20 protein-coding genes and 3 tRNA genes are annotated in these 21,878 nt (G+C 55.5%); 8 read left to right on the top strand and 15 right to left on the bottom strand.

All coding sequences use genetic code 11. From position 1 onward, the window contains the following. Positions 1-5: 5 nt before the first annotated feature. The 6 genes from FWJ25_RS05020 to FWJ25_RS04995 all read right to left on the bottom strand — a co-directional run bounded on the left by FWJ25_RS05020 (position 6) and on the right by FWJ25_RS04995 (position 2,861). A tRNA-Val gene (locus tag FWJ25_RS05020) sits at positions 6-81 on the bottom strand. A 10-nt stretch (positions 82-91) separates the two neighbouring features. Continuing rightward, positions 92-168: transfer RNA gene (locus FWJ25_RS05015), tRNA-Asp, on the bottom strand. A 76-nt stretch (positions 169-244) separates the two neighbouring features. Further along, positions 245-320, bottom strand: a tRNA-Val gene (locus tag FWJ25_RS05010). A gap of 195 nt (positions 321-515) precedes the next feature. Further along, entirely contained in the window at positions 516-773 is a 258-nt protein-coding gene (locus FWJ25_RS05005) for a hypothetical protein (protein ID WP_149599173.1), read from the bottom strand. 101 nt (positions 774-874) lie between these two features. Further along, positions 875-1,720: a DUF2846 domain-containing protein gene (locus FWJ25_RS05000; protein WP_149599172.1), complete on the bottom strand. Its 846-nt coding sequence runs from the start codon at positions 1,718-1,720 to the stop codon at positions 875-877. Between the two features lie 169 nt (positions 1,721-1,889). Then, positions 1,890-2,861 (bottom strand): hypothetical protein, encoded by a 972-nt coding sequence (locus tag FWJ25_RS04995; protein WP_149599171.1) that lies wholly within the window; start codon positions 2,859-2,861, stop codon positions 1,890-1,892. 219 nt (positions 2,862-3,080) lie between these two features. Between FWJ25_RS04995 and purE the strand changes: the two genes are divergently transcribed. The 6 genes from purE to FWJ25_RS04965 all read left to right on the top strand — a co-directional run bounded on the left by purE (position 3,081) and on the right by FWJ25_RS04965 (position 10,693). Beyond that, on the top strand, positions 3,081-3,572 hold the full coding sequence (purE, locus tag FWJ25_RS04990) for a 5-(carboxyamino)imidazole ribonucleotide mutase (RefSeq protein WP_149599170.1): 492 nt from the start codon (positions 3,081-3,083) through the stop codon (positions 3,570-3,572). 388 nt (positions 3,573-3,960) lie between these two features. Beyond that, positions 3,961-5,079 carry a 5-(carboxyamino)imidazole ribonucleotide synthase gene (locus tag FWJ25_RS04985; RefSeq protein ID WP_149599169.1) on the top strand — a complete coding sequence of 373 codons (1,119 nt, stop codon included), beginning with the start codon at positions 3,961-3,963 and terminating at the stop codon, positions 5,077-5,079. A 71-nt stretch (positions 5,080-5,150) separates the two neighbouring features. Further along, on the top strand, positions 5,151-5,729 hold the full coding sequence (gene sodB / locus FWJ25_RS04980) for a superoxide dismutase [Fe] (protein ID WP_149599168.1): 579 nt from the start codon (positions 5,151-5,153) through the stop codon (positions 5,727-5,729). A 282-nt stretch (positions 5,730-6,011) separates the two neighbouring features. Beyond that, positions 6,012-8,072, top strand: coding sequence for a putative bifunctional diguanylate cyclase/phosphodiesterase (locus FWJ25_RS04975; RefSeq protein ID WP_149599167.1), 2,061 nt, complete (start codon positions 6,012-6,014; stop codon positions 8,070-8,072). 24 nt (positions 8,073-8,096) lie between these two features. Continuing rightward, complete coding sequence (locus FWJ25_RS04970) at positions 8,097-8,684, top strand: LemA family protein (protein ID WP_149599166.1); 588 nt, start codon at positions 8,097-8,099, stop codon at positions 8,682-8,684. Between the two features lie 11 nt (positions 8,685-8,695). After that, entirely contained in the window at positions 8,696-10,693 is a 1,998-nt protein-coding gene (locus FWJ25_RS04965; protein WP_149599165.1) for a M48 family metallopeptidase, read from the top strand. Position 10,694: 1 nt separating this feature from the next. Here the strand turns inward: FWJ25_RS04965 and gspD are convergent, their stop codons facing one another. The 6 genes from gspD to FWJ25_RS04935 form a co-directional block, all read right to left on the bottom strand. Further along, positions 10,695-12,656 carry a type II secretion system secretin GspD gene (gene gspD, locus FWJ25_RS04960; RefSeq protein WP_149599164.1) on the bottom strand — a complete coding sequence of 654 codons (1,962 nt, stop codon included), beginning with the start codon at positions 12,654-12,656 and terminating at the stop codon, positions 10,695-10,697. A 32-nt stretch (positions 12,657-12,688) separates the two neighbouring features. Next, positions 12,689-13,543, bottom strand: a complete 855-nt coding sequence (locus tag FWJ25_RS04955; protein WP_149599163.1) for a type II secretion system protein N — start codon at positions 13,541-13,543, stop codon at positions 12,689-12,691. A gap of 1 nt (position 13,544) precedes the next feature. Beyond that, entirely contained in the window at positions 13,545-14,336 is a 792-nt protein-coding gene (gene gspN / locus FWJ25_RS04950) for a type II secretion system protein N (protein ID WP_149599162.1), read from the bottom strand. Positions 14,337-14,503: 167 nt separating this feature from the next. Further along, a complete protein-coding gene (groL, locus tag FWJ25_RS04945; RefSeq protein ID WP_149599161.1) occupies positions 14,504-16,159 on the bottom strand; it encodes a chaperonin GroEL in 1,656 nt (551 codons plus the stop codon). A gap of 74 nt (positions 16,160-16,233) precedes the next feature. Beyond that, complete coding sequence (groES, locus tag FWJ25_RS04940; RefSeq protein ID WP_149599160.1) at positions 16,234-16,521, bottom strand: co-chaperone GroES; 288 nt, start codon at positions 16,519-16,521, stop codon at positions 16,234-16,236. A 196-nt stretch (positions 16,522-16,717) separates the two neighbouring features. After that, positions 16,718-17,260 carry an FxsA family protein gene (locus FWJ25_RS04935; RefSeq protein WP_149599159.1) on the bottom strand — a complete coding sequence of 181 codons (543 nt, stop codon included), beginning with the start codon at positions 17,258-17,260 and terminating at the stop codon, positions 16,718-16,720. A gap of 281 nt (positions 17,261-17,541) precedes the next feature. On the opposite strand from FWJ25_RS04935, the gene FWJ25_RS04930 reads away from it, so the two are divergent. Further along, positions 17,542-18,303: an SDR family oxidoreductase gene (locus tag FWJ25_RS04930; protein ID WP_149599158.1), complete on the top strand. Its 762-nt coding sequence runs from the start codon at positions 17,542-17,544 to the stop codon at positions 18,301-18,303. Between the two features lie 189 nt (positions 18,304-18,492). On the opposite strand, the gene FWJ25_RS04925 is transcribed toward FWJ25_RS04930, so the two are convergent. Genes FWJ25_RS04925 through FWJ25_RS04915 form a run of 3 tightly spaced genes read right to left on the bottom strand, consistent with a single transcriptional unit; the run spans position 18,493 to position 20,709 of the window. Next, positions 18,493-18,801: an MGMT family protein gene (locus FWJ25_RS04925; protein WP_149599157.1), complete on the bottom strand. Its 309-nt coding sequence runs from the start codon at positions 18,799-18,801 to the stop codon at positions 18,493-18,495. Positions 18,802-18,804: 3 nt separating this feature from the next. After that, positions 18,805-20,190 (bottom strand): AmpG family muropeptide MFS transporter, encoded by a 1,386-nt coding sequence (locus FWJ25_RS04920; RefSeq protein ID WP_438616553.1) that lies wholly within the window; start codon positions 20,188-20,190, stop codon positions 18,805-18,807. Between the two features lie 36 nt (positions 20,191-20,226). Next, positions 20,227-20,709 carry a YajQ family cyclic di-GMP-binding protein gene (locus FWJ25_RS04915; protein WP_149599156.1) on the bottom strand — a complete coding sequence of 161 codons (483 nt, stop codon included), beginning with the start codon at positions 20,707-20,709 and terminating at the stop codon, positions 20,227-20,229. A gap of 148 nt (positions 20,710-20,857) precedes the next feature. On the opposite strand from FWJ25_RS04915, the gene FWJ25_RS04910 reads away from it, so the two are divergent. Beyond that, positions 20,858-21,829 (top strand): response regulator, encoded by a 972-nt coding sequence (locus tag FWJ25_RS04910; RefSeq protein ID WP_149599155.1) that lies wholly within the window; start codon positions 20,858-20,860, stop codon positions 21,827-21,829. Positions 21,830-21,878: the final 49 nt, after the last annotated feature.

Here is a 21,878-nt window from a genome sequence, read left to right as displayed (position 1 = left end):
ATATATGGTGGGTGGTACTGGGATCGAACCAGTGACCCTCGCCTTGTAAGGGCGATGCTCTCCCAGCTGAGCTAACCACCCGGGAATTAGGTGGCGGAGCGGACGGGACTCGAACCCGCGACCCCCGGCGTGACAGGCCGGTATTCTAACCAACTGAACTACCGCTCCGCATCGATTCAAACACCTGACTTTTAGCCTTATGTGTTGAACCTGCAACCGGGCAACCCCGGCATCGCTTTGAAAATGGTGGGTGGTACTGGGATCGAACCAGTGACCCTCGCCTTGTAAGGGCGATGCTCTCCCAGCTGAGCTAACCACCCGCACCGGGCTATTATTTCAAGCCGTTTCAAAGCATTCACTTGCAGCGCCTAGCACTGTTTGCTGATTCAGCGTTGCTGTCTCAACCAAGTGAGACGCGCATTTTAAGCATTTCGCCGGCAGTGTCAAACGTTTTCCTGAAATTTTCTAAAAAAACCTTTAACCCCTTAAATTCCGTGCAATTTATGATCAGCCGATCACTTCGCCGAAGAACGTTTACCTGGCGACTTGATCGCTGTCATAGCCGCTTTACCCTGGCCCGCCTTCTCAGCTTTTTCCTGCAGCGACAGCTCGCTGACCCGGGAACGCCTTGTCTCCGGCACTGCTTTGTTGGCCAATGAACAATTCAACCCATCCAGCCGTTTCCTGAGGTCAACCCAGGCTTCCTGCAACTGGGGCAATACCTCCTCGGAAACCCGTTCGAGGCGCCCCTGAAATACATCGATCAACTTCATTGTTTTTCTTTCCTGCGATTTCAGTCTTGTCAGTGTAGTAAGAGCATCGCATACCGACAATTGTGAAACCGCTCACACTCTATGTCGATTCAGCCAACGACTCAGAAAATCCACCAGCCATCACCGGACTCAGCCTCTGCCCGACGTTCCCGTTCCTGCTCAAGCTGTGCATATTCCGTTTCCAGCTGCTCGATTTTCCGATCGGCTTCAAGCGGCACCGTCGGTCCACCACCGAACGGCCAGTACCACGCGGCAGGCTCGAACTTACCCTCCCCCTGAAGACGCTCAATCTCCAATTCACGCTCCTCGTGAAGTGCCGCCATGCGCTTTTCGTAATCCGCATCCTCATTAACCTCAACGATTGACGTCGCTGCATGATTGGGAGCCAGCAGATCGCTGTTCAGAAAGCGGGTACTGACAATTTCTCCGGCCTGCATAGCATAGTCCCGCGTAACCAGTTGCAAGTCCCCCTGCCCCAGGGGATGCTCAGGGTCGAGATCCGGATGCGCCTTCCCAGGTTCAGACAACTCGTTGTACCGGAGATAATAGATGTGCCCAGATTCAACATTTAGGTTACCGTCTGCGATCAGGCTAAGACTAAATCCATTCAGCCCCTCCAACCCCAACAGCGGACGCCTCATGGCGATATGCCGCTCTCCCGGACTGACTTCCAGCCAGGTATAGCTGTCATTGCGAATATTGAAATAATGCCGATCATCGATATAAACGCTCGGCGCCTCTATTTCGTCCGCAGCCCATTGGGAATCCGTGCGGTAGAAATACAGCAATGCGTTATTTCGGTTCCAACTATCATCGGGAATATGGACAAAATCAGGGCCGGACACCGGATGCAGAAACGAGCCGGTACTTTTGCCGATTGACTGGTACACCGTACAACCGGACCCCAGCAACATCACAGAGAGGGCAAGGAATAAAGGGGCTTTCATTGTTGTTCACTCTTCATCCGTTGGCGAGTGGCTCGATCATAACAACACGCAGCCAGCAGAAATGAGAGCTACCGCAAGGGATGAATAACAAACAGTTACAAACCAGAAAAGGACCAAAGCCGGGAGCACCTACCCACCCGGCTTCGACAATCACTGACGATAAAAGAGCTTACTGGGCCGATTGAGCCCTGAGTGCATTCACTTCCTCAGACAAACGCACCAGCCGCGATGTTAACTGGGACCTGGACGAGTCCAGCACATCGACTGTCTTCCGCAGCGCGGCCAACTCTCCCTGCAACGCCTGAACACGATCCGCACCGGCCAGGCCGCTGGCATCCTTTTCAAGAGCAGTGATACGACTTTCCATACCGTTCAGCCCAAGCTTCTGCTCTTGCTCGAACCGACGGATACGGTTTTCAACCACTTGATCCACATCTGCAACCTGCTGATTCAGCACGGTCAATTGGTCCGAGGCCGCCCGGCTAGCATCTTCCAGCGCTACCAGCGAGGTGCGGGTCTGTTCCTCCAGAGCCACCAGATCTGCAGCCAGTGAAGAACGCGCTTTCTCCAAAGAGGCCTCCAGCCCGGAGCGCGCCGCTGAGCCCTCAGCTGCAGACTTTTCCACCGCCGCGATCCGTTCCTGATGCTCATTCAGCCGAGCCTTATTACGTTCGTTGGCCACCACCCACAGCTTGCGAATCTCACTGTTGGCAGTGTCCACCGCCTTCTTGTTGGATGCGATCTGAGCCCCGAGAGACTCGCCACTTTCCTGCAGACTTTCCCCGGTTTCTGACAGCTCACCCTCAAACCGGGCCAAAGCCAGCTTGCTCTGCCGCGCCCAATAGTCAGCTTCCTCAAGCTGACCTTCCAGTGCTTTGATACGCTGATTTTGGGAATACCAACCCGCAGCTGTCGCACCGGCAATAACCACGAGCAATACCAACATCAGGCCACCCTTGCCACCGCCTCCACTGGTAGCCACAGGCTTTTGACGAGCAGTCGTTTTCGACTCGTTCGACGGCTTCTCTCCACCCCTTTCTTTGGTCGGGACCACCTTCTTCTCGGCCGGCTTTCGGCTACCCGCACTGCCAATTGGTGCTTCAGCTCTCAACTCGTCATCATCTGGACGGATGGGTTCCATTACTGCTCCTGGAATCTGAATATTTCTAAAAAGTTACCCCGATAATACCTGCACTTATTCAAGGGTTGAAATGAAGGTCTTTCAACTTGATTTTCATTGACTCATCCAAATCGAACGACTCTGACGGAGGCAAGGCAAAACACCGTCGTGAGAAGTTTGCATGGTAAGTAACCAAAACATACAATGGCCGGCTTTCCAATTATCACAGGACTGTTGCTTATGCAGCCGCTCGTAGGCCTCATCATGGGTTCCAAATCCGACTGGCCCACCATGGAACACGCCGCCAACATGCTCGAAAAACTTGGCGTGCCCTACGAAACCAAGGTGGTATCCGCCCACCGGACTCCGGATCTGCTGTTTGACTACGCCAAGACCGCCACAGATCGCGGCCTGAAAGTCATCATCGCCGGTGCCGGCGGCGCTGCGCACCTGCCTGGCATGGTCGCTTCACAAACCGCGCTACCCGTACTGGGTGTTCCCGTACAGTCCAAAACCCTGAACGGCCTGGACTCCCTGCTTTCGATTGTCCAGATGCCAGGCGGAATCGCCGTTGGCACACTGGCCATCGGCAAAGCTGGTGCCACTAACGCTGGTCTGCTGGCAGCACAGATTATTGGCACATCCGATGACACCGTTCGCAAAGCCGTCGAAGAGTTCCGGGCGACTCAGACCCAGACAGTTCTTGATAATCCTGATCCTAGCGATCAATAAACGGTAATCCTCCAACCTCGGAGGCAGAAGTGCGTGGTGCCCTGTTTCCAAAACCCGCTCAAGCACATCCCTGTGTCGCTTGATTCGGGCCATCCATGGCCCTCAACAGTTTTGGAAACAGGGCACCACGCACTTCCCGGACTTTTGTACCGGGCATTCCGATGGCAAAATCAGATTCCCGGCTAGCCTAACGAAACCCGATCGCTTTTATCAGGCTTGCACCCGAGTTCGCTGAGCGGGCTGGGGAACACTGTCCAAAACTGTGCGAAGCCATGGATGGCGAAGCTCAAGCGTCACATGGACGTGCCGAAGGAGCGTGTTTTGGACAGTGTTCCCCAGCCCGCTCATCCACCACGTTAATTGCCGACAAACCGGCAGGAGAACACAAATGAGAATTGGTGTACTAGGCGCCGGCCAACTGGGACGCATGCTGGCCCTCGCCGGATACCCTCTGGCCAAGACCTTTGTTTTCTATGACATGTCCGGCAGCCCCAGCGCTGGCCTTGGCGAAGTCATCATTGACCGCGAAGGCAACTACCTGGACGACTTCCTGTCTCGTGTTGACCGGGTAACCTACGAATTCGAACACCTGCCCGTAGACGTTGCGGAAAAGCTGGCCGAACGGAAACCGGTTCATCCTTGCCCCCGCGCACTTCAGGTTTGCCAGAACCGGGAAGCAGAAAAGACCCTGTTCGGCCAACTGGGAATCCCCACACCGGAATGGCGCATTGCAGACAGCGCGGAGTCTCTCAAAGCCGCAGCAGAAGAGCTGGGCTGCCCGGTTGTCGCCAAGTCCATCACAGAAGGTTACGATGGCAAAGGTCAGGCTGTTCTGAAAAGCCCGGACGAAGCGCAGGCAGGCTGGGAGAGCATCGGGCACGACCGGGTCATCGTGGAGAAATTCGTCACCTTCAGCCGCGAAGTATCCATCATCGCAGTACGGGCCGAAGACGGCGATGTGGCCTTTTATCCAATCGCCGAGAATACCCACCACGAAGGTATCCTGCGATACTCCATTGCACCAGCCCCCGGCCTGGCACAACATACCCAGGACGATGCAGAGCGCTATATCAAAGCTCTGCTGAACGAACTGGACTACGTTGGCGTACTGACACTTGAACTGTTCGAAACGGCTGAAGGACTCGTTGCCAACGAAATGGCGCCCAGGGTTCACAATTCCGGGCACTGGACCATTGAAGGCGCCATGACCAGCCAGTTTGAAAACCACATCCGGGCGGTCAGCGGCCACCCGCTGGGCAATGTCGAACCCCGTGGCCTAAGCTGTATGATCAACATCATTGGCGAACACGGCGACATCGAGCGTATCCTTGAACTGCCTTATGCCCACGTTCACCTTTACAATAAAGGAGAACGCCCGGGACGAAAGCTCGGCCACGTGAACATTCTGGCGGACAGCTACGAAGAACTGGTCTGGCGGGTCCGGAATTGCGCGCAGTTCCTGCCCGGCAGCCCGGAGTTTAAAAGTTCTTTAACAGCAAAGGGTTGATTTAACTCAAATCGACCTTATATTGCTGGAACGTACCTTCACATAAACAGAGAGACAGGGAGAACGACCTCATGGCATTTGAACTTCCCGCACTGCCTTACGAAAAGAACGCACTGGAACCACATATCTCTCAGGAAACCCTCGAGTACCATTACGGCAAACACCACAACACCTACGTAACCAAGCTGAACGGCCTGGTTGAGGGTACCGACAACGCCGACAAGTCTCTGGAAGACATCATCAAGAGCGCCAGTGGCCCGCTGTTCAACAACGCAGCCCAGGTGTGGAACCACACTTTCTACTGGCACTGCCTGAGCCCGAACGGTGGCGGTGAGCCGACTGGCGCAGCCAAGGAAGCCATCGAGAAAGCTTTCGGTTCTTTCGAGGCCTTCAAGAGCGAGTTTAACGACAAGGCGGCCAACAACTTCGGTTCTGGCTGGACCTGGCTGGTCAAGAAAGACGACGGCAGCGTTGCCATCGCTAACACCAGCAACGCGGAAACCCCGCTGACTGGCGCCGACAAGCCGGTTCTGACCGTTGATGTATGGGAACATGCTTATTACATCGACTACCGCAACGCCCGCCCGAACTACCTGGAAGCGTTCTGGAACCTGGTCAACTGGGATTTCGTCAACGAAAACCTGGCCTGATCACCGGCTGTGAACAGCCAGATGGCAGCCTCCCGGGCTGCCATCAAAAATGCCCGCCTCGTGCGGGCATTTTCGTTTCTATCCGGACTTTTTCTGCCAGAATGTAAACTCTTACAAAATACTACATACCAGATCTACATTCTGTGGCGAAATCACCGATACTCAGTGAAGTTAAGCATCCGGTGAACCATACTAATGGGCAACGCTTAAGCCTCAACTCCATTCGCAGTGTCAATTGTGCGAATATGGCTTTCTCAAGGAACGGAAAAGCAACGAACCTGAATGCAGAACTCTTTTAATGTAGAACATCGGCTGGGCTATCGAATCCTCGGCTGGATTCTTGCTGTCGCCCTGATCATAGGTGTCATTGTCAGCGCCGTGCAGGTCACTCTGGATGCCAGAAGGGTGTCGAACGACCTGGATAATCAGGCTGCGCAGACAATCAGCATGGTGAAGGACGCGGCATCCCAAGCGGTTTTCAGTATCGACGACGAGCTTGCCCAACAGGTCGTTGACGGTCTCTTTGCCCTGGAACCTGTGCACAGCGCCCGCATCGTCCATCCCGATGGCGAAGCACTGGGCACTCGTTCCCGGCCCTTACAGGAAGATGCCCTTCGCCCACTGACCGACCCGATCTTTGGGGACGAGCGCGTTTACCGAACCCCTTTGGTCCGGGAGTCCAGTCCCGGCACAGTTTACGGTTACCTCAACCTGAACTACGACACCGCCCCGGTGGCCAGAGTCTGGCTCCACCGTGCGACAATCACCTTTGCCTCGGTTATTGCAACCGCTCTTATTCTCGGGATGGTGCTCTACTACGTGTTCCACCTCATCCTGACGCGGCCGCTGTTGCGCATTGTGCAATCCGTCAAACAGGTTGATCCGGCCAGGCCGGATGACCGGCTTGTCCCCATTCCCAGCGGACATGAACGGGATGAACTGGGGCTATGGGTCAACGCAACCAACAACCTCCTGGTGGCCATCGGTGACAGCCAGAAACGACACCAGGAAGCGGAAGACCGGGTCAGCCGGCTTGCACGCTACGACCAACTGACCGGCCTCCCCAGCCGGGACACCTTCATGGAACTTCTCGAAAGGGACATATCTGCCGCGCAAAGCCGGAACAACACACTGTCCCTGAACGTTATTGGTATTGATGACTTCAAATCAATTAACGAACAATGTGGGTTCCGGACCGGCGATCTTATTCTCCAAACCGTTGCCGATCGACTGACCTCCAAACTGGGCAACGCCCGGTTCACCTTTGCCCGTCTGGGAAGTGACCAGTTTGTTGTGCTGGAAAAAGGGCTCAGGGACGGGTTTCAGGCAGCAGACACAACAGAGCGGATACTGGAATACATCAACAAACCAATGATGCTGGAAGGCCAGACAATTGCCATGACAGCAACCATTGGCGTTGCGCTTTATCCTTCCGATGCGGAACTGCCGGACCGTTTGCTCCAGAGTGCCGAGCAGACCATGACCCTGGCAAAACAGAACGGACATGGCCATTTCCAGTTCTATGTTGCCAGCATCGACCAGGAGATCCGGGACCGCAAGCAGCTTGAAAAAGACCTGACTCAGGCACTTGGTAACCATCAGTTCCATCTGGTGTACCAACCCCAGATTAACCTCGAAACAAAACGGGTTATCGGTGCAGAAGCTCTAATCCGGTGGGAACACCCTACCCGAGGCCTGGTGCCGCCGGACTATTTCATCCCGGTCGCCGAGGCCAATGGCACCATTGTAGAGATCGGCCAGTGGGTTCTTGAGCAGGCATGCTGGCAAGCCGCACGTTGGGCTGCGGAAGGTACCCAGCTGAGGATTGCGGTTAACCTTTCAGCCGTGCAACTCCGCCAGCCTACGATCGTTCATGACATTCTGAACACCCTTAAGCGGCATAATATTCATGCCGGGCACCTGGAGCTGGAAGTTACAGAAACAAGCTTCATGACAAACCTGAGCGATGCGGTGGAAAAGCTCCACCTCCTTAACCAGGCCGGGATCAGCATCGCCGTGGACGACTTTGGCACCGGCTACTCTTCACTGACCTACCTGAAGCAGATGCCGGTGCAGCACCTCAAGATCGACAAGCAATTTATTCGGGATCTTCTGGTCAATGAAGAAGACACCAGGATAGCCAACACCATTATCGATCTCGGAAAGAGCCTCAATCTGTCTGTGGTTGCCGAGGGCGTCGAAACCGCCGAACAGGAGTACTACCTCTCTCAGCGCGGGTGCAAACTCGCTCAGGGATATTACTTCAGCCGGCCACTGCCCTCACGGGAATTTGAGACCTTCGTAAAAGGTTTTCACCAGAATTTCGTAGAGAATAACGCCTGAATCAACACCCCCAAAGGAGTAAGCATGGGAACTACTGTCATTGGTCTGATTGTTATCGCGGTTGTCGTGTTTTACCTGGTATTTATCTACAACAAACTGGTTTCGCTGCGGAACCTGTTCAAGAACGGCTTTGCACAAATTGATGTCCAGCTCCAGCGCCGCCACGACCTGATTCCAAACCTGGTTGAATCAGCCAAGGCCTACCTCGACCATGAGAAATCTACACTGACTCAGGTTATGGAGGCACGAAATAATGCGGTGAGTGCCCAGAAGGATGCTGCAAGTGACCCCGGCGACGGCACCAAGATTCAACGCCTGGGCAGCGCCGAAAACCTGCTGACCAAAGCTCTTGCCAACTTCTACGCGGTAGCCGAGAACTATCCCGAACTGAAGGCCAATGAAACCATTCAGCAACTGATGGAAGAACTCTCCAGCACTGAAAACCGCGTCGCTTTCGCCCGCCAGGCCTATAACGACAGCGTCATGGGCTACAACACGTTCCGGGAGCAGTTTCCGAACAATATCATCGCGGGAATGTTTGCCTTCAAGGAAACCTCTCAGCTCGAACTCGAATCCCCGGAAGCCCGCCAAGCACCGAAAGTGGCCTTCTGAGGCCCTGACACATGGCTCATCCCGGTTTTTTCCAGCGCCAGGCTTCGGCCCGGCGCAACACCAGCCTGCTGGTATTTCTGTTCCTCTCCGCGGTCGTGCTTATTACTCTGGCCGTCTGCGTCGTTGGTTACTTCGTTACCCGTGGCGAATCATCGAACCTGGCCTTTCATCATTGGCTGCTCTCCTATCACGGGCTGATGACCGCAGGTGCCGTTGTTGCACTGATCACGATTGGTTCCGTTGTCCGCTGGGTTGATCTTGCCGACGGTGGAGAGCGGGTAGCCAGGATGGTCGGCGCCCGCCCGATAGATCCGGACACTCGGGACGCAGACGAGCGCAAGCTGAGAAACATTGTCGAAGAGATGGCAATCGCCAGCGGTGTGCCCGTTCCGGATCTTTTCATCATGACTAATGAAACCGGAATAAACGCCTTTGTAGCCGGTTACACACCGGGAGAAGCGGTTATGGTTGTCACCCACGGCGCCATTACTCAGCTGAACCGCGATGAACTGCAGGGCGTTGTGGGCCATGAGTTCAGTCACATATTCAATGGCGATATGCGTCTCAACGTACGCTTGATCGCTCTTTTGGCCGGCATACTCATGATCGGTCAGATTGGCGCTTTCCTGCTCAGAGCTTCTTTTTTCAGCAAGAACCGCTCTTCCCGCTCATCCCGGGACGGGCGCTCCCAGGCAGCCTTTGGCGCTATTGGTCTGGCCCTGTTTGTTATTGGTTATGTCGGAGTTTTCTTCGGTCGGTTGATTCAGGCAGCCGTATCGAGGCAGCGAGAAATGCTTGCGGATGCGTCATCGGTCCAATTCACCCGAAACCCGGAAGGTATCGCCGGCGCCCTGTTCAAGATTGGTCTGAAAGGCGGTTACCTCTATACCACAAGCCACGCCAGTGACATGAATCATATGTGTTTTGGGGAAAGCACCCGCATGAAGTTCACTTCCCTGCTTGCCTCTCACCCTCCGATCGAGGAACGCATCAACAGCATTCAACCGGGGATGCTCGCGCGCCTGCGGAGCCGGATGCGGGATACCGAATCCGGCCAGAACATCAAGGCCGCCACAAGTTCATTGCAACCAGGCACGGTTGCAGGATTTCCTGACCTGGCCAGCGACGTCTATAAAGCGGTGGGCAGGTCCAGGACCTCTCCGCTGGCGTCAAGCGTTGCACCGGAACCTCAGCCCCGGCCAGCCAACCTGTCTGACAGGGTGGGTACCGTCAGCCATCATGGAGAAGAATTCGCTGCCCGCTTTCTGGAACAGCTGCCGGCGACCTTCCGCAGCCTTCTGTACACCCGGGCCGGAGCCATTCAACTGTGCTACGCCATGCTGATCAGCGAACTCTCGAAGGGGCAGCAACAGGAACGCCTGGAACTTCTTCCTCCACACCCCTTACTGAGCCCGGAACCACTATTGCTGGACAAACTGATCCCCAGCCTCAGAACCATTGGCGAGGGTGTGTACTTCCCTGCCCTGGAGCTGGCCATGCCGGCCCTGCGCAAGCTTGATCCGGAAGAGCGGCAGGGATTGATGAATAACGTCCAGAAGCTGGTTGCAGCGGATAACCGGGTCACTCTGTTTGAACTCGCGTTAACCAGTTTCCTGTCACGGCACCTTGCTCCCGATGCTCGTCGGTCAGTTCCGGTCAGGCACCGAAGCTACCGTAAGGTAATACCGGCTCTGCAACGACTTCTGACCCTGATGGCCCGGGCAGGAACAACAAATGCAGATGAAGCTCAAAAGCTGTATGGAGAGGCCATGGCAGGCTTTGTAGACACCCGAGGCAATGAGCATCAGGTGTTGGAGAAAGTGACCATGCTGCAGCTGAGGGCGGCTCTGCTGGCACTGAACGAGCTATCTCCCCTGCTCAAGCCTGCCGTCATCGATGCCTGTGGTCACTGTATTCTCCACGATGGCAAGGTGGAGGTGCGGGAATACGAACTGATGAGATTGGTGGCGGATCAGCTCGACTGCCCGATGCCGCCACTGGCAGGTTGAATCAGCGGTACGCTTCCCGGCTTCGGGAATCAAACAGCACGTTGATGTCCGGCTCACCCTCAACTTCTGGCTGACCCAGCTTCTCCCGGATGTTGAGGTTAACTTCCCATAACTCGTTGAACTTGTCGGAAGTCGCTGCCGCGGCTTCCATTTTCCCCAGCATAATCGTCGGGCGCAGGAACACCAGAAGGTTACGCTTCACGCGGCTTTCAGACTCCGAGGAAAACAGACGGCCGATGAAGGGAATATCTCCCAGCAGAGGCACTTTGCTCTTGTTGATCATGTAGTCGTCCCGGATCAGGCCGCCCAGCACAATGGTTTCCCCATCGTCAGCAAGTACCGTCGTTTTGATTTCACGCTTGTTGGTGACAATATCCGAGGCATTCTCAACGCTATCTGTCACGTTCTCCGTCGTCTGCTCGACAACGAGACGAACCAGGCCGTCAGCGCTGATGGTGGGGGTCACCTTAAGCGTCAGACCAATATCGCGACGCTCGATGGTGGTAAAGGGGTTGGTGGTACCGTCACCACTAACCGTGGACTCGCCCGTACGGAACGGCACATTCTGACCCACGATAATTTCGGATTCCTGGTTATCCAGAGTAATGATGCTCGGCGTGGACAGCAGGTTGGCCGCAGCGGATGATGAAAGAGCCTGAAGCAGAACACCCCAGGTAATCCCATCTTCGTTACGCTGCCCCGCACCGATGGTAATACCCCCGGTCGCCGGAGAAATAACGGATTCGGATACGATGGCGCCAATGACGTCGCCCAGGCTCTGGCCGACATTACCAAAGTTGGTTCCCAGAACGGGTGTGGAGCTCCCGGACTCATCGCCAACCGCGAACTGAACACCCAGGTCCTCACCCAGCTCGTCACTGATTTCGACAATCGCAGCTTCGATCAGTACCTGGGCACGACGTACATCCAGCTGGCTCACAATCAGCTCGGCTTCCTGCATCAGCGACGGTTCGCCCCGGACAACCAGGGCATTCAGTCCCTCATCGGCAAATACAGCAAAGTTACTATTCGGCTTGGAGGCAGCTCCTGAACCACCGGATGAGCTGCCTGCACTTTCTTTAACCAGTTCGCCCATCACACCCTTGAGGATCTCTGTCAGGTTCTTCGCATCTGCATGCTTGAGCCGAATGACCTTGGTGGTTCCGCCCGTCGCGGAGGGCTGATCCAGTTGGCGGATCAAGCCACGCATCTTGTCCCGGAAGGTCTGATCGCCGCGGAGGATCAGGCGGTTGCTGCGCTCATCCGCGGTCACACTGTACTTACGGGCGGCGCTCTCTCCACCGGATTTTCCCAGTTCATCCGGCGCCAGTTCCTGCAGCAGGGTCACCATGTCGCCCACCCAGGCTTCGTCCAGCTGAATCACTTCCACTTCGTATTTCGACGGGCTGTCGAGCTCCCGAACGATCTGTTCAATGCGCTGAATATTGGCTGAATGGTCGCTGACGATCAGTGCGTTAGCGGCGGCAACACCGGCCAGGTGGCCGTATTTGGCAACGAGGGGACGGAGAATAGGTACCAGCTCAAGGGCATTGGCGTTATCAATCTGGATAACCCGGGTAATCAACTGCTCCGAGGGGGTCGTATCGAAGCGTTCGAGGGATTCCGCTGACTGCTTGGCATCCACCTGCTGAACGATCTTGATGACCTCTTCGCCAGGAATCGCCGTGAACCCATGGACATTCAGCACCGCCAGGAACAGATCGTAGATCTCCCCTTTGTTCATAGGAGCGCTGGAGAGGACCGTGACCTTCCCTTTTACCCGGGGGTCCACCACAAAACTGTATCCGGTGATGTCGGCCACCTGGGTCACAAATGCGCGGATGTCTGCATCCTTGAGGTTCAGCCTCCAGGTCTCCTCCTGCTGCCCATAAGCGAGCGACATCATCGGCAACAAGATAAGCAGTACTAGAACCCGAAAAAGGTTGGTCTTGTGGTTATACATCTGGCGATTTCGTCCTGTATCGATGAACCCGGTCAGCGCCACTGCTCGGGTATGGCATAACTTACTGTGAGGATGCTTCCGTCACGCTCAATTTCTATATCCAGCTGGGACTGGTCTCGCCAGCTCTCCAACAGGGACTTGTCCTGCTCTATATCACCCAGCCGCTGGCCATTGATGGCGGTAATCACATCACCGGGCTGAAGGTTAACCGCATTCAGCATTGCGTTGGAACCGTCATAGACATAACCGTAGGCTCCATCACCCTCCGCCGGGCGTAAACCGAAGGTGTTCAGGGCTGCAACCCCCTCGTTATCCAGGCGTGTCCTGGCATTTGCAAGGAAAGCATCAGGAGATCCGCCCGTGGGCCGCTCCTCAACCTCTGCAACAAGTCCTCCGGAATCCTTTTCCTCAAAGGTCAGTGACTCATAACGCCCACCCCGGCGAATGAGTATTCGGGTAGGCTCCACTTCTGCCAACTCTGCATTACCCGGCAGGACCTCGCCTACACGATAATATTCAGTTTCTCCATTGCTCCCCGCAACTATAGCACCGGAGTCCTCGGGGCGCTGTCCAACAAGTACACCTTCCAGCGTCAGGCGAAGCCCGGTTTCAGGAGCAGACCTTTTGGCAGCCGCAGCGACAGTGCCAGTATTCTCCGGTCGACCGAAGAAATCGTAGCTGGCCACGGGGTAGCCTGCAGCACCAGAACGTGAACCTTCACGACCCGTTTCAGCTGCCAGGGCAGCCGGTACAGGGCGGTCATCCCAGGCAAGCAACCAGGTTATTTTTGCCGACGCAACAGCAAGATAAAAAACCAGCCCAAGCAAACAGAAGTTCGCCAGTATCCGGGAAATACGCGTCTGGGCGCTGATACTGAATGCGGTCATCCTACCGCCCTCCCGGTAGCAGTGGCTGCCTGACCCGGAACACGATATCCGATGGTTTGGCGGAGCCTGACCAGGGCTGACCCGCCAGATCAACCATACGCTTATAGACCCGAACTTCCATCATACCGTTCCACAACACATTGGCATCCGCCGCAGGGCCGTCACCACCCTGTTCCATAACGGTAAGTTCAACGCCCCCGCTGGTTGTATCCAGCACCGCCTGCATAGGCGGAAACGAAGCCTGGCCTGTCTGATTGCCCATCGGCCAGGACACCGGGCCACCGGCCCACCGGCCTGAACCTTCGGCACGAGTCACCTTCTGATCCGCCCATGCCAGGTGAAGTCGGTCAATCGTCACATCGCCCTCAATCATAGCTCCACCACTACGACGGATCAGGTCCTCAAACTCTGCCACAGCCACTTTACCCGTCGCGTTGATCTCCGCGCTCAGAGGCCAGCCAACGGTTACATTTCCGTCAAGAGAAGATTGTGACGATGCCACTGTAACATCCAACGGAAGAGACAAAGCAGTTATCGACGGCCAGCCAAACTGCCAGCCTACACGCACTGGGAAGCCGGCCACCATGACCCCGGCAGCCCCATCCCAGAGGGTGCCAGACACTTGTTGTACCAGAACCTGGCGCGGCAACGGAACGTGCGGCGCAGCCTTTTGCCAAAGCCAGCCGGCGGGGACCAGCGTAATCAACGCGAATAGATAGACGAGTACCGCAAGCAGAATAAGGAGAATAATCTTGCCGGGGCGAAGAAACGATTTGGGTGTTGCGTCACTCATTCAGTCTTACACAGAAAATGAACCGGAATCCGAGTCTAGCAAAGCCATCCTGCAAGTTCATGACAAAAAAACAAAAAACCCCGCGTCGGTGTGAACCAGCGCGGGGTTTTTATGGGTAGATCAGGCCAGGCCTACAGAATTGAGGCCTGGCAGGGATCAGGCCGACATTACATCATGCCGCCCATGCCTCCCATTCCGCCCATGCCACCCATGTCAGGCATACCAGCGCCACCAGCGCCTTCTTCCTGAGGCTCATCCGCAACCATCGCCTCTGTGGTGATGATCAGGGAAGCAACGGAAGCCGCCGCCTGCAGGGAGGAACGAGTTACCTTGGCAGGATCCAGGATACCCATTTCCAGCATGTCGCCGTACTGCTCGGTCGCTGCGTTGAAGCCGAAGGAACCTTCACCTTCGCGGACCTTGGCAACAACAACAGAAGACTCACCGCCAGCGTTGAATACGATCTGGCGCAGAGGCGCTTCCATCGCACGACGCAGGATGTTAACACCCGCGATCTGCTCTTCGTTGATGGCATCAACATTTTCCAGAGCAGCGATAGCGCGAATCAGCGTTACGCCACCACCGGCAACGATACCTTCTTCAACGGCAGCGCGGGTAGAGTGCAGCGCGTCTTCAACGCGGGCCTTCTTCTCTTTCATCTCGACTTCGGAACCAGCGCCTACTTTGATAACGGCAACACCGCCAGCCAGTTTGGCAACGCGTTCCTGCAGCTTCTCCTTGTCGTAGTCGGAGGAGCTTTCTTCGATCTGCTTGCGAATCTGCTCAACGCGAGCCTGGATATCCGCTTCAGCACCGACACCGCCAATGATGGTGGTGTTCTCTTTGGTAACGTTAACACGCTTGGCAGTACCCAGGTCGTCCAGAGTGGTGTTCTCCAGAGACAGGCCTACTTCTTCTGAAATGACAGTACCACCGGTCAGGATGGCGATATCCTGCAGCATTTCCTTACGACGGTCACCGAAGCCAGGAGCCTTCACAGCATTGACTTTAACGATGCCACGCATGTTATTTACAACGAGAGTAGCCAGCGCTTCGCCTTCGATGTCTTCAGCGATGATCTGCAGCGGCTTACCAGCCTTGGCTACAGCTTCCAGTACCGGCAGCAGCTCACGGATGTTGGAGATTTTCTTGTCAACCAGCAGGATGTACGGGTCATCCAGCTCGGCAGACATGTTGTCCTGGTTGTTGATGAAGTACGGGCTCAGGTAGCCACGGTCGAACTGCATACCTTCAACCACGTCCAGCTCGTCTTCCAGGCCACGGCCTTCTTCAACGGTGATAACACCTTCTTTACCAACACGCTCCATGGCGTCGGCGATGATCTTGCCGATGGTTTCGTCGCCATTGGCAGAGATAGTACCAACCTGAGCGATGTTGCGGCTGTCGTCGCACGGCTTGGCCATGTCACGAATTGCCTGAACAGCAACAGCAGTACCCTTGTCGATACCGCGCTTCAGGTCCATCGGATTCATGCCGGCAGTAACCGCCTTGATACCTTCGTTCACGATAGCCTGAGCCAGAACGGTGGCAGTGGTAGTACCGTCACCAGCAGTTTCGTTGGCCTGGGAAGCAACTTCCTTGACCATCTGGGCACCCATGTTTTCGAACTTGTCTTTCAGCTCGATTTCCTTGGCCACAGACACGCCGTCTTTGGTTACGTTAGGAGCGCCGAAAGACTTCTCCAGAACCACGTTACGACCCTTGGGACCCAGGGTAACTTTTACTGCGTCTGCCAGGATATTGACACCTGCGACCATGCGCTTGCGAGCGCTATCACCAAATTTTACGTCTTTTGCTGCCATGTCTTTGATTCCTGTTCGTTAAGCCGAAATATCGTCTATCGGTTTAATGAAAAAGTGTGCTGATCGCTATCGGATCACTCGATCACGCCGTAAATGTCGTTCTCGCTCATGATGAGCAGCTCTTCACCGTCGATTTTTACGGTGTTACCGGCGTACTGACCAAAGACCACGGTGTCACCCACCTTGACCGCCAGCGCCTGAGTTTCTCCGTTATCCAGGACGCGACCGTTACCAACGGCGATCACTTCACCCTGAGAAGGCTTCTCTTTGGCTGCACCCGGCAGAACGATACCGCCTGCGGTCTTCTCTTCTTCTTCCTTACGGCGCACGACTACACGATCGTGAAGCGGACGAATTTTCATTGCTCGGTTTCTCCAATAGCCAGATTAATGTGGCAATGACAGTTCATGTTAAAACGGCCGGCCCGGAACTACCGCACCGACTCCAACGCCCGGTTGTATAACCGGCTGATTTTCAGCCGTTATCCGCCCGTGGCAAACTTGTGAAAACTAAATGGGGTTGGCATAGGTGTTTTCAACACCCCGGACGAAAAAAATTTTACTTTTTTTCGATCCGGTCGCGGTCCGACTCAGTTTGATCCTGGTATTCGCCTTCAATGATGTCTCCGTTACTGTCACGATCAAACGGACTCTGGCGGCCAAAGGGATGTTCCGGTCCACCAAACGGATCCTGGCCGAAAGGCCCCTGACCCCCACCAGCACGGAAATGGAAACTGCGGCTTTGTCCCGAGACCACCATACGCTTCAGCGCTTGTGCGGCCATCAGATGCCGGGTACCCGGCAGCAGGCACAGGAAGCCAATGGTGTCTGTAATAAAGCCCGGTGTGAGCAGCAACGCCCCGCCGACCGCAAGGATCAGACCCTCCGCAACTTCTTTGGCTGGAAGCTCGCCACTGTTCAGCCGTTCATTGGCTCTCAGCAGCGTTGCCAACCCTTGCTGACGCAGGAACCAGGCCCCGATCACAGCCGTCAGAAACACCAGCCCCACTGTATTCAACACACCAATCATGCCGCCAACCTGAATCAACACGGCCATCTCGGCAATCGGCATTACGATAAACAGAAAAAGAAAAATTCCCATCAGGCCCTCACGGTCTGAATTTGAATGAAGGAAGGTCTGGTATACTCCCGGGCCTTCAAATGACAAAGATGGCTCGCACAGAACTCGACGCGTTGCCGGTGCATCCCCTCCGTGGAACGTTGGAGGCCAAGGATGGCCGGAAACAAGCGTACATGGACGTACTCGCAGCGGTTCCACGGAGGGGATGCACCGGCAACGCCGACTCCCTTGCAGAAGCCAACGCTAGAACACTGGGCACGCAGCAAACGTAAACCATTTGATAACAGAAGTTAGGGCGAAACATGAAACTTCAAGATTCCGTAATTGCAATTACCGGTGGCGGCCAGGGTCTCGGCCGTGCGATGGCTGAATACCTGGCGTCCAAGGGCGCCAAACTGGCTCTGATCGACCTGATGCCAGAGAAGCTGGATGAAGCGGTTGCTGCATGCAAAGCCGCCGGCGTGGACGCCAGAAGTTACGTTTGTAACGTAGCGAAGGAAGAAGACGTCGAGAAAACCTTCGAAGCCATTGTTCAGGACTTTGGCCACCTGAATGGTCTGGTGAATAATGCCGGCATTCTGCGTGACGGCCTGATGGTTAAAGTGAAGGATGGCCAGATCGAGAAGCGCATGGAGCTTTCTCAGTGGCAGTCCGTAATTGATGTAAACCTGACCGGTGTGTTCCTTTGTGGTCGCGAAGCTGCCACCCAGATGATCAAGAATGGTGATCAGGGTGCCATCATCAATATCGCTTCCATTTCCCGCGCTGGCAACATGGGTCAGAGTAACTACTCAGCCGCAAAAGCCGGTGTTTCAGCACTGGTTCCGGTATGGGCCAAAGAGCTGGCTCGTTACGGTATCCGCTGCATGGGTATTGCGCCGGGGTTCATCGAGACCGAGATGACTGCGTCTATGAAGCCTGAAGCACTGGAGAAGATGACGGCTGGCATTCCGCTGAAGCGGATGGGTAAGCCGGAGGAGATTGCTTCGGCGGCGGCGTTTATTTTTGAGAATGACTATGTGTCTGGGCGGATGATCGAGGTTGATGGGGCTTTGCGGCTCTGATTCTCTGATTCTTACTTTCACCTTTTGAATGCAAGCCCTCATTGATTGGGGGCTGGCAGAGAGGTGGGAGTCCTTTTCTTTTGGACAAAGAACTCGCTTTGCTCGGACAGCTTTGTTCCGGCAGAAAAGGACTCCCACCTCTCTGCCGATCAGACTCCGGCGTTTGGCCGCTCGTGGGTGTGCACAGCATTATGGGCGCCATTGATAGACGCCTAGCTTCACTCTTCCCTTCTCCACTTTTACGCCTTCTTGTTCCAATCGCTTCTTTTGTTTTTCGAACTGTTCAGATCCTTCCGGGAAGGCTATCTGGCCGTTGCTTCTGAGTACTCTGTACCAGGGGATCTGGTGACCACTGGGGAGTTTGCCGAGGGCGCGGCCGATGTATCTGGCCTGTCTACCCAGACCCGCCATTTGAGCGACCTGGCCGTAGCTGGCGACTTTTCCCTTAGGGATGGAGAGAACGACTTGCCAGATTTTCTGGTCTTTGGTTTCTTCCATGATTCAGGATCCGTGGGCGGTTTGAGCCTCGGGCGTGGTCTCGTTGTCTTTTGGTGGGGCAAGTTGGTCCAGTCGGTTGCCTTGGCGGATCATGTAGAGGGCGAGGAGGATCGCGGGTACGCCCATAACGCCCGCTACCAGGAAGAATTCGGCGTAGCCATAGCTTGCGACGACGATGCCTGAGAATCCGCCGATGAATTTGCCCGGCAAGGTCATCAGCGAGCTGAACAGGGCGTACTGGGTAGCGGTAAACGATGCGCTTGTCATGCTGGAGAGCCAGGCGATCAGGGCCACGTTGGCGATGCCTCCGCTCAGGTTATCGGCGCTGACGACGACCGCGAGGGTGACGACGTCTGGCGGGTATTGCGCGAGTAGTACGAATAACAGGTTGGTCGCGGCGGTCATCACTGCACCCAGCAGGAGGATCTTGCGGACGCCGTATCGCACGACCATGACCCCGCCGATCAATGAACCGGCAATGGTCATGAAGAAGCCGAAGATTTTGGTGACGTCCGCCACCTGGGTTTTGCTGAAACCCATGAAATCCAGATAGAACGGGTTGGCCATCACGCCCATGGCGATGTCGGAGATCCGATAGACCGCCACCATGATCAGAATGGCGATGGATAACTCACGGTATCGTCTGAAGAAATCGAGAAACGGGCCGGCAACGGCGGCGGAGAACCAGCCAGCCAGCTTTGCCAGTCGCGGATTGAGATGGGAGCGCCTGGCTGCTTCTGCTTCCACCCTGTGAGCAATATCCTCGGCCGCGGAGTAATGATTTACCCTTGGTTCCCGGACCAGGAGTACCGTCAGAACGCCCACGCCCACCAGACAGGCCATGACTTCGTAGGACACCTGCCAGGACCAGTACTCCGCCAGATAGAGCGCCCCTGCCCCAGCTACCAGAAGCGCCAGTCGGTACCCAAAAATGTAGGTGGCGGCGAGGGCCGCCTGCAAACGCTCTTCTGCAATTTCTATCCGGTAGGCGTCAATCGCCACGTCCTGCGTAGCGGATGAAAATGCCACCAGCAGACCGCACAGTGCCATCATTTCCGGTGCGAGCGTGGCATCCACGTGCGCCATCAGGTAGAGACCGGTAGCAATTCCAGCCTGAGCCAGAAGAATCCAGCTTCGGCGCTTACCCAGAATGCGATCGAGCAGAGGAAGTTTCAGCCGGTCGACCACCGGTGCCCAGAACACCTTGATGGAATAAGTGATCCCCAGCCAACTGAAGAAACCGATGGTTGCGGTCTCCACGCCGACGTCCGCCAGCCGGGCGTTCAGGGTGGAAAACACAAGAAGAAATGGCAGCCCCGCAGAGAAGCCAAGAAACAGCAGGGCAATGACCTGCCACCGGGTGTAGGTATAAAGCGTGTCCCGGAACAATGCGAGGCGGCTGGGTATGATAGTTCAGCTCCCGGATCAGTCGCGGAAGTTGTTGAACTGCAGAGGAATATCCAGCTCTGCTTCGCGAAGAAGGGCAATGGCGGTTTGCAGATCATCACGTTTTTTGCCGGTGACCCGTACCTTGTCGCCCTGAATGCTGGCCTGAACTTTCAGCTTGGCATCCTTGATCATTTTTACGATCTTCTTGCCCATATCCGTCTCGATCCCCTGCTTCAGCAACAGGTGCTGCTTCACCAGCTTACCCGCTTTGCTGTCGCCATCCTCAGCGATGGCACGACTGTCGATGTTTCGCTTGGCAAACGCCATCCGCAACATATCCATCAACTGCTCAAGCTGAAACTCCTGCTCGGCGCTCAGGGTAAGGCCTTTATCATCCTGCTCGATATCGGCTTCCACATTCTTGAAATCCCAGCGATTACCTAGCTCGCGTTTGGCCTGGTCCACCGCGTTGGTGACTTCGTGCATATCAATTTCAGAAACAATGTCAAAAGAAGGCATGGTCGTTATTCTCCACTGGACAGTAAGGGTATACTTCTGCCTTTATTCAATCCCGGATGTATCAAGGTGCCAAAGGATACCAAGACCCACGCCAGACCGCATCTGGCACGGGCATCGCATTCGGCCATGGACTGATGAGAAGTTGATCATGCCAAACCTGGATTTACCCATCCTGGTCGTTGATGACGCCAAGTTCAGCAGTATGGTGGTTGGCCGTACCTTGCGAAATGCCGGATATCGCGACGTACGCATTGCCAACAACGCCCTGGCTGCACTGGAACTCATGGAGCAGCGCCCCGTGAGTGTGCTGATCGCTGACTGGCTGATGCCGGAAATGGATGGACTGGAACTGTCTGACCAGGTTCGGCAGCACGATGAGCAGAATAACCATTACACCTACGTTATCCTGCTCACTGCAAAGGAAAGCGTCGAAGCCCTTTCTGAGGCGTTTGACCGGGGTGTGGACGATTTTATCTACAAATCGGATATGACCAAACAGTTGATCCCCCGCATCTACGCCGCAGATAGAATGGCTGACCGCCAGAATACGCTGTTACGGGCGAACGCGCTGCTGATCGAGAACAACCGCGAACTCGAAGCAACCAACATCATTGATCTGGAAACCGGGCTGTGCAACAGCAAATACTGCCGTGAGCAGCTGGGCAAGATGCTACGCCATGCCGAATCCCGGGGCGGATCGTCAGCCTATGTTCTTTGCGGAATACGCAACTGGCAGGAACTGAAACGGCAGCACCCTCCTACCGTCATCAGCGAACTGGCAGTGGGCATCGCACGCCGGCTAAGCACTCTCATCCGCCCGCTGGATGTGCTCTGCCGTGTGGGCGACAACCAGTACGTCATCATCGCCTACTTCCCGAACAGCGACCTTTGCACCACAACAGCCTTCCGTCGCGTTTTCGACGGCATTAACCACAAGGCCCTGAAAACGACCGCAGGATACGTCTCGGTAGAAGCCGGCATGGTGCTTTGCCGGTCGGATGCACAGAACGGCACTCCCTCGGTTCAGTGCGTGGAGCGTACCGCCGTTCAGGGGCTGGTCGACGCCTACGAAACCCGAAGGTTTACCGAAACGTCGCCGGAGATTCGCGAGGAAACCTGACGCACCCTTGGCCAAAAAACGAACACTCTGTAACAGTGGGACACACTTC

The sequence above is a fragment of the Marinobacter salinexigens genome (genome assembly GCF_008370345.1).
Lineage (GTDB): Bacteria > Pseudomonadota > Gammaproteobacteria > Pseudomonadales > Oleiphilaceae > Marinobacter > Marinobacter salinexigens.
This window is presented reverse-complemented; position numbering and strand designations above follow the sequence as displayed.

Excerpts from the sequence above, each read along its gene's own strand:
- sodB (WP_149599168.1), top strand. The coding sequence starts at position 5,151 with ATGGCATTTGAACTTCCCGCACTGCCTTACGAAAAGAACGCACTGGAA.
- FWJ25_RS04935 (WP_149599159.1), bottom strand. The coding sequence starts at position 17,260 with ATGGGAATTTTTCTTTTTCTGTTTATCGTAATGCCGATTGCCGAGATG.
- FWJ25_RS05005 (WP_149599173.1), bottom strand. The coding sequence starts at position 773 with ATGAAGTTGATCGATGTATTTCAGGGGCGCCTCGAACGGGTTTCCGAG.
- gspD (WP_149599164.1), bottom strand. The coding sequence starts at position 12,656 with ATGTATAACCACAAGACCAACCTTTTTCGGGTTCTAGTACTGCTTATC.
- FWJ25_RS04965 (WP_149599165.1), top strand. The coding sequence starts at position 8,696 with ATGGCTCATCCCGGTTTTTTCCAGCGCCAGGCTTCGGCCCGGCGCAAC.
- gspN (WP_149599162.1), bottom strand. The coding sequence starts at position 14,336 with ATGAGTGACGCAACACCCAAATCGTTTCTTCGCCCCGGCAAGATTATT.
- FWJ25_RS04985 (WP_149599169.1), top strand. The coding sequence starts at position 3,961 with ATGAGAATTGGTGTACTAGGCGCCGGCCAACTGGGACGCATGCTGGCC.
- FWJ25_RS04925 (WP_149599157.1), bottom strand. The coding sequence starts at position 18,801 with ATGGAAGAAACCAAAGACCAGAAAATCTGGCAAGTCGTTCTCTCCATC.
- FWJ25_RS04910 (WP_149599155.1), top strand. The coding sequence starts at position 20,858 with ATGCCAAACCTGGATTTACCCATCCTGGTCGTTGATGACGCCAAGTTC.
- purE (WP_149599170.1), top strand. The coding sequence starts at position 3,081 with ATGCAGCCGCTCGTAGGCCTCATCATGGGTTCCAAATCCGACTGGCCC.
- groES (WP_149599160.1), bottom strand. The coding sequence starts at position 16,521 with ATGAAAATTCGTCCGCTTCACGATCGTGTAGTCGTGCGCCGTAAGGAA.
- FWJ25_RS05000 (WP_149599172.1), bottom strand. The coding sequence starts at position 1,720 with ATGAAAGCCCCTTTATTCCTTGCCCTCTCTGTGATGTTGCTGGGGTCC.
- FWJ25_RS04915 (WP_149599156.1), bottom strand. The coding sequence starts at position 20,709 with ATGCCTTCTTTTGACATTGTTTCTGAAATTGATATGCACGAAGTCACC.
- FWJ25_RS04995 (WP_149599171.1), bottom strand. The coding sequence starts at position 2,861 with ATGGAACCCATCCGTCCAGATGATGACGAGTTGAGAGCTGAAGCACCA.
- FWJ25_RS04975 (WP_149599167.1), top strand. The coding sequence starts at position 6,012 with ATGCAGAACTCTTTTAATGTAGAACATCGGCTGGGCTATCGAATCCTC.
- groL (WP_149599161.1), bottom strand. The coding sequence starts at position 16,159 with ATGGCAGCAAAAGACGTAAAATTTGGTGATAGCGCTCGCAAGCGCATG.
- FWJ25_RS04930 (WP_149599158.1), top strand. The coding sequence starts at position 17,542 with ATGAAACTTCAAGATTCCGTAATTGCAATTACCGGTGGCGGCCAGGGT.
- FWJ25_RS04970 (WP_149599166.1), top strand. The coding sequence starts at position 8,097 with ATGGGAACTACTGTCATTGGTCTGATTGTTATCGCGGTTGTCGTGTTT.
- FWJ25_RS04955 (WP_149599163.1), bottom strand. The coding sequence starts at position 13,543 with ATGACCGCATTCAGTATCAGCGCCCAGACGCGTATTTCCCGGATACTG.